The organism is Prosthecobacter sp. (genome assembly GCF_029946185.1).
Lineage (GTDB): Bacteria > Verrucomicrobiota > Verrucomicrobiia > Verrucomicrobiales > Verrucomicrobiaceae > Prosthecobacter.
Genome location: NZ_JAQSEA010000030.1, coordinates 659 through 7,644, shown reverse-complemented (window position 1 = coordinate 7,644; position 6,986 = coordinate 659). Strand labels below are relative to the sequence as shown.

General features: G+C 54.8%; 7 protein-coding genes. 6 read left to right on the top strand and 1 reads right to left on the bottom strand.

The window, feature by feature from the left end; all coding sequences use genetic code 11:
- Positions 1 to 458, top strand: a 458-nt coding sequence (locus PSV43_RS01830; RefSeq protein WP_300193083.1) for a hypothetical protein, incomplete at its 5' end; no start/stop codon positions are given.
- Between the two features lie 293 nt (positions 459 to 751).
- Here the strand turns inward: PSV43_RS01830 and PSV43_RS01825 are convergent.
- Entirely contained in the window at positions 752 to 976 is a 225-nt protein-coding gene (locus PSV43_RS01825) for a hypothetical protein (protein WP_300193081.1), read from the bottom strand.
- Positions 977 to 1,097: 121 nt separating this feature from the next.
- On the opposite strand from PSV43_RS01825, the gene PSV43_RS01820 reads away from it, so the two are divergent.
- The 5 genes from PSV43_RS01820 (at position 1,098) to PSV43_RS01800 (ending at position 6,782) form a co-directional block, all read left to right on the top strand.
- The gene (locus tag PSV43_RS01820) at positions 1,098 to 1,631 is read left to right on the top strand and encodes a hypothetical protein (RefSeq protein WP_300193079.1); all 534 of its coding nucleotides are present in this window, start codon (positions 1,098 to 1,100) and stop codon (positions 1,629 to 1,631) included.
- Positions 1,628 to 2,386: a 3-methyl-2-oxobutanoate hydroxymethyltransferase gene (gene panB, locus PSV43_RS01815; protein WP_300193078.1), complete on the top strand. Its 759-nt coding sequence runs from the start codon at positions 1,628 to 1,630 to the stop codon at positions 2,384 to 2,386. Before PSV43_RS01820 ends, panB begins: the two co-directional genes overlap by 4 nt.
- Positions 2,387 to 2,638: 252 nt before the next feature.
- Positions 2,639 to 3,625, top strand: a complete 987-nt coding sequence (locus tag PSV43_RS01810) for a DUF3500 domain-containing protein (RefSeq protein WP_300193076.1) — start codon at positions 2,639 to 2,641, stop codon at positions 3,623 to 3,625.
- Between the two features lie 661 nt (positions 3,626 to 4,286).
- Positions 4,287 to 5,702, top strand: a complete 1,416-nt coding sequence (locus tag PSV43_RS01805; RefSeq protein ID WP_300193074.1) for an RHS repeat-associated core domain-containing protein — start codon at positions 4,287 to 4,289, stop codon at positions 5,700 to 5,702.
- A gap of 12 nt (positions 5,703 to 5,714) precedes the next feature.
- Positions 5,715 to 6,782, top strand: coding sequence for an SMI1/KNR4 family protein (locus PSV43_RS01800; protein WP_300193072.1), 1,068 nt, complete (start codon positions 5,715 to 5,717; stop codon positions 6,780 to 6,782).
- Positions 6,783 to 6,986: the final 204 nt, after the last annotated feature.

The following is a 6,986-nucleotide window of genomic DNA, read 5'->3' as shown; positions in this document are numbered from 1 at the left end:
CGGCAGATCTTCTTCAGGGATCAGGCGGTGCCTTTTTGACAGGATTAACAGAATTTCAGGATTTCAGGATTTCAGGATTCTTGGTACTCGTGGACGCAGGCTTTTATGGAGGTTCGCAAAACTCATTTTCGTTGAGCAGGTTGTTTCTTGCGCGCAGATCATGGGCTTCCTTCTTCGCTCTCCTGCGTCGAGCTACGAAGGACAGGTCCGATGCTGGCCAGCCCTTCAGAATAAAAATCCTGAAATTTTGCCATCTTGTTAATCCTGTCAAAACGGGCACCCAACCACCCAACAACAATCACCTTCGCCCTGCGCTCTTTCTCGTGTCATCCGGCAGATCTTCTTCAGGGATCAGGCGGTGCCTTTTTGACAGGATTAACAGAATTCCAGGATTTCAGGATTGTTGGCACTCGTGGAAGCAGGCTTTTATAGAGGTTCGCAAAACTCATTTTCGTTGAGCAAGTTGTTTCTTGCGTGCTGATCATGGGCTTCTTTCTTCGCTCTCCTGCGTCAAGTTACGAAGGATAGGTCCGATGGTGGCGGGCTGGGGACAGCCAGCCCTACCTGCGCATGGGGCATGCGCAGGCCCAGCGCAGGTAGGGCGCTTGGTCCTCCAAGCGCCGCCGAGCGTCGACATGCGCCGCTATCCGGACATCTGTTTTTGAAAACGCTATCCCATGGCAGAATGGCACACCGTCGCCTGCGGGGCTTGCCATCCCCCCCGTAGATGTGCCTCAAAGTCGGCTACGACTCAGGACTTCGGCTTCACCTGATACTTGCCCGGATTCTGGTCGAACTTCCCCTTGCACTCCGCCGTGGCAAAGATGACGCGCTTGCCATCCTTCGTATTGCTGCGGAAAATCAGGCGCGCGTCCTTGTGGCACACAGGGCATGCGGTGTTCACAGGTGGATCGACAGCGAGGCTGTTCAGCGTCAGAGCTGAGGTGAGGGCGAGGAGGGTCAGCAGTGTTTTCATGGTGTGTCAGGTGGGTTGAAAGCAGTCCGTGCTCCCACTCAACGCATGAGACATGCGCTGTCACGCATGATTTTCAGCATGACAGCACAGGCCCCGACTGCCCTAGTGAGGCACGCCACCCATGGAACCACCCACGCCCTCCCGCTCCACCGCCATCCTTCAGATCATCGGGGGCCTTTTCATCCTCTTTGGCAGTTTCACCCTCGTCAACATGGTCTCAAACAGCAGGCTGTGCTTTGGCCCGCTGGAGGGGCAGACCGGACTCATGGCGGATATGTTTCGCAGCCATCCCACCTATGCCACAATGATGCGGGCGCTCTTCTTTCCCGGCCTGCTCTACGCACTGCTGCAGTTCGTCTCCGGCGTGGGCCTGCTGCGCCTGAGCCCGCTGGCCCGCAAGGTCGCCATCGGCACCGCCTTCTATGGCCTGGTAGCAGCACTCTTCACCGCCTGGCTCACCGTCACCTACACCCTGCCCTTCACTCTGGCGCACACCGTGGAGCAGGTGAAAAATCCGGCCATGATTCAGACCGCGCGGAACTTCACCCTGGCCTCCGGCTACTTCGGTATCGCGATCGGCATTCTCTATCCCTTGGCCGCGCTGATCCTGCTCAAGCGCACCCCGATCCCCCGCTACGACTTTTCTCATTCATGATGACTTCCCTCTCCGAACTCACTCAACGCAAATCCCACGGCCCCAAGCTGGCCGTACTCACTGCCTACGACTACCCCACCGCGCGCCTGCTGGATGACGCCGGGGTGGACCTCCTCCTCGTCGGCGACTCCCTCGGCATGGTCGTGCTCGGCATGCCAGACACCACCGGCGTCACCATGGAAATGATGGTGCACCACACCACCGCCGTCTGCCGTGGCGTCACCCGCGCGCCCGTCATTGCAGATCTCCCCTTTGCCAGCTACCTCACCCCCGAGATGGCCGTGGCCAATGCCCGGCGTCTCATGGACTGCGGCGCCGCCTGCGTGAAGCTGGAAGGCGGCGTCAGCATGCTCCCGCAGATCCGCGCCATCATCGACGCCGGCATTCCCTTCGTCGGCCACATCGGCATGCTGCCGCAGAGCGTGAAAGAAGAAGGCGGCTACAAAAAGAAAGGCAAGACCGCCGAGTCCATCGACCACCTCCTTGCCGACGCCCAGGCCATTGATCAGGCCGGAGCCGTCGCCATGGTGCTGGAAAGCATCGTCCCCGCCGTCGCCACGCAGATCACCGCCCTCGTCAAAGCCAGCACCATCGGCATCGGCGCCGGGCCAGATACCGACGGCCAGGTGCTCGTCACCCCAGACCTCCTCGGCAGCTTCCCCTGGTTCCGCCCACCCTTTGCCAAAGCCCGCGCCGACATCGCAGGCGAGACGCTGCGGGCCGTGCGCGAATACATGGCCGAAGTGCAGGCCTGAAATACCCTACGGATAGCCAAAGCAGCACTCATGGGTTTGATCCGTGCTGCCCGTGAAATCCGTGGTCCCCCGCCCTTCCGGACTCTCTCACCACGGAGGCCGATCTCCCAAAACCCTGCCCGTTTGAATGCTGATCGAAAAATCAGTTCATTCCTTTGCCGAACAGTGAGGATTGCTTCAAGCCACTCAGCACCGCGCCCACCTCCTCTCAATTTGCTGGTCATTTCCAGCGGACTCTGAGAACATGCCCGCATGAATACCCTCCTCGCACCTTTGGACAGGAAGCTCCTCAGCCGCCGCGAGATCCTCCGCGCCCTCGGCACCACCGCCGCGTTCACCGCCTTTCCCTCACTGCGAGCCGCCACCCCGCCAGCAGCCAAAGACTCCCTGCCCACCCAGTTCTACAAAAGCCTCACCGAAGAGCAGCATTCCAAGATCGTCCTCCCGCTTGACCACCCCCAGCGCGGCTACGTCAGCAACTGGTGGTACATCTGCCCCGAGCAACGCCTGCACACCTTCTACACCAAGGATCAGCAGGACCTCGTGCGGCAAATTTTCGATTCCCTCCATCATCCCGACCACCGCGAAAAAATGAACTGGCAGGTGCAGAAGGACCTGATGGGCAAAATCAAAAACACCCCCTCCGTCGGCTTCTTCGGCACCCCTGCGGACTCCGACTTCGAGTTCATCTACACCGGCCACCACGTCACCCGCCGCTGCCATGCCCACACCGATCAGGGCCTCGGCTTCGGCGGCCGCCCCATCTTCTACGGCAACTTCGCCAAAGCCTTCAACGAGACCCAATACCACGAAGGCAACCCCTTCTGGTATCAAGGCCTCGTCTTCAATGAATTCGTCCAGGCGCTCGATGGCAAGCAGCAGGAAAAAATCCTCGTCGGCCGCGAACCCCGCGACGAAAGCCCCGCCAAAGTCATCGAAAAACGCAAGACCGACCTCCCCGGCCTCAGCGGAGCCGAACTCAGCCAGGACCAGCAGGACAAGCTTTTAGAAACCATGCGCCGCATGCTCGTCTGCTTCCGCCCCGACGACGTCGCCGCCACCCTGAAAACCATCCAGGACAAAAACCTCATCCCCAGCCTCTTCATCTCCTGCTACGGCGGCAAATACGACATCGCCTCCGACAAAGTCTGGGACACCTGGCAGATCGAAAGCCCCGACTTCGTCTGGTACTTCCGCGGCTACCCGCACATCCACGGGTATTTTCATCTGCCTGTTTAAAAGCCGTTTAAAGCCCCTGACTGCCGCAAAAAAAGTTGCCAGGCAGGAATGGCATGGGAAATAGCCAATTATGCGATGCGCAATTACAGTGATATTAGCAATGCTGTCTGCTTTCATTCTGGGCGATGTTTTAGCTCGTGAAGTTTTCCTGCATCTCACTCATACGACCGCTACAATCAGCTCTCCAAGTCTTTACCCGGCCTTTTCAACGCAATTCGCAGGACTCATGAGCCTAGTTGCAGGAGCATCAGTTCTTGAGATTTGGCCCAGCTTCTCAGGTCGCATAAAAGTTTGGAGCATCGTACTGACGATTGGAATGCTATCATTGGTAGTTTCTTTATCGTGGACGTTGAATGGCGCTGACATCAACGTGCTTGGATTTGCGGTTCCGTTTTTTATGCTAACGATAATTGGGCTAATAAGAAGATGCCGCAATAAAGTGGAAAAGTAGCTTGGCATTAGTCTAAAAATGAACCCACGAGCCAACCAAAAGGAAAAATGCCAGTTATGAATGGCACTCGGATAAGGCGGTGTTTCGTGCTTTCTCTATCCGCTTTCGCGTGGGAACTGGGGTCAGGGTGCAACTCTTGACATAATGCTTGGAGCGCCCTGCTGTGAACGTGAGTCCGTAGTTTAGGCGGTTGGATCGAAACAAGGTGCTGTGCCGATTGTCGAAGGTGTTGAAGAGTTTTTTTCAGGGGTGCGAAGTGGCAGTGTATTTGTCAAGATTTGCACCCTGACCACATTTTCCCAGTGGGATGCGCAGGACCGGCTGAGCAGTGTCACGATGCCAGACGGCAACCAGCACGCGTATGATTACGATTACCGCACGCGGCGGATCGGGACGCACAAGTTCGTCTCCGCCGTGCAGCAGGCGATGACGGCGATAGTGTTCGCCGGGGGGCTGAGCCTCGCGGAATTTGACAGCACTACCGATACACTGCCAGCAATGCCCACCGTGGAATACACGCGCGGTCCGGACATGGGCGGCGGCGTGGGCGGCCTGCTGTACTCTATGCGTGCCAGCGGCACCAAGTACTCGCTGAGCAACGGACGCGGCGACATTGTGGCGCAGGCGGACAGCAGTGCGACGCTGACGTGGACGGCGAGCTACGAAGCATACGGTCGCCGCACGACGGAAACCGGAGCCAACCAGGACAAACAGCGTGGCAACAGTAAGGACGAAGACCCGACGGGACTGCTGAATGAAGGGTTCCGGTATCGGGATCTGGAGACGGGCGTGTGGCTTTCAAGAGACCCTGCGGGGTTTGTGGATGGCCCCAATCTCTATGCCTATGTGAAGCAGAATCCTTGGAGTCAATTTGATGCGCACGGACTGTTTATTTCCGCGATCCTTGAAAAACTCGATGTGCATGTGTTCACCCCGGTGGGCGAAGCCATCGGCAGCGGCATTGCCAGTGTCATGCCGACAGAAACATTGGTGAACGTGACGCAAAATAGCACGGCGTTTGCGATGACTGGTACCGCCCTTAACGGAGTAAAGAGCACGAGTATGGGGGCGCTTAATATGCTGAGTCCGTTCGACGATGCGGCGAAAGCAGCCTTGAATGGAGATATTAAAGGAGCGCTGGTTGAAGCTGGGAAAGAAGTGGCTGGCGGGAAGTTTGCGAAGGCCGGGGGGAAGGTGTTCAAGGCTGGAGGAGAGCTTGTGAGCAGCATGGTCAAGAAAGGCGGCGATGATCTGGTTGCGTCAGCTAGGAAAACTGCTGATGTCGTTGCCTCGAAGACTGATAATGTAGTTAATTCAGGAACAAGAGGAACGGGTGTGGATCGTATGTGGGCTAAAGAACAAGACCTCATACGGCAGGGAAGTCCGAGTCGGAAATGGACTCCCGAGCAAGAGGCTGATATTCTTGCAGGCAAACGTCCAAAATCTGTAGTTGATGGGAAGACAATCGAAGGTGCGCATATCGAACCTGTGAAGACGCATCCTGAGTTGCAGGCAGATCCTAATAATATAAAACCAAAATCTTTCACGGAGCATCGGAAGAAAGATAGTGGAGAACACTCGCGAAATCCAAAACCACATGTTACGGATGGGACTACCACACCTTAGGCTACGCGTAATATGATGCTCGAATGGAAATATTGTTTTGAGGCAGGAACCCAATCGCGAGGGTTCCTCCAAGAGCTCATTGAACAGCGAGATCGAGGTCTGTTCCTGGGATCCTCATTTCCTGATGGCTATTGCCACTCATGCTTTACGAAGCAGCAATGCGATATGGTTGATCAATTAGCGGCAGGCATTCAAGGCTTGAATTTTGAGCGAACATTTGTTTTCCGTGGAAATCTTTTTGCGCGTGATTTTGGCATGAATTTATTCGCTGAGCCATTTGTCCAATGGTGTCCATCTCCGATTTACTCAATGAGATTTTCACAATTAGTTCCTCCTATTGAACCTTGGGGAAAATCAATGGATGGGAAGTTGATTTTCGGAAGCGACTTGGAATCACTGATTCGGAATTCGGTTGTCGGGCTTGCGCCTGTTAATCACCAGTTGATGCCTAATTTGCTTTTGTATAGACCCACTTTAGAGATAGACGTTAATCACGAATGTCACGAGTCAACTCCTTTGTCATTAGATTGTTCATTGATGCCCGAGGCAGATTTTGTGAAGCTGCAGAGCGGCGTTCTTCTTTGTAGCTCGCGATTTGCCCGAGTTTTAAGCAGAAGCTGGGACGGATCAATTAATGCAAAATTTCAACCCGTTAAATGTTTGGGCGCTTCGAAATCGCTGAGATCGCGGAATTTGGCAAAGATGAAGATGCCTACTGCATTTGATAGTAAAGAGCTTGAGGATTCATTCATTTCAATGGAGAATTTACTGAAAATATCATTTCCAGATGACTATAAATTTTGGGCGTTGAAAAATCAGGGGAAATTGCCACAAGGATGGCTTTCTCCGATAGGGGGGGATAAAGCTGATATTGTCAGGCATACGAAACAGGAAAGAGTTGAGGCTGACCCACCGATGCCCGGCAATCTCGTCCCTCTATTCGCTTTTGGTGATGGTGACTACATTTGTGTTGATTCTAACTGTACTCACTACGTTAAATGGACACATGAAGATGGAAAGTATGAAATGATTGGTGAAAGTTACATTAAGGAAATAATGAACCCACGAGCCAACCAATAGGGAAATGGGGTCAGGGTGCAACTATTGACATAATGCTTAGAGCGCCCTGCTGCGAAGAAAAGATGCCGGGCATGAATGGCACTTGATTAACGCGGGGCGTCAAAAAAATCATCGCCTTCACTGACGAAGCCGAAAAGTGTCACGCGTGGGGGAAATGGGGTCAGGGTGCAACTATTGACATAATGCTTAGAGCGCCCTGCTGCG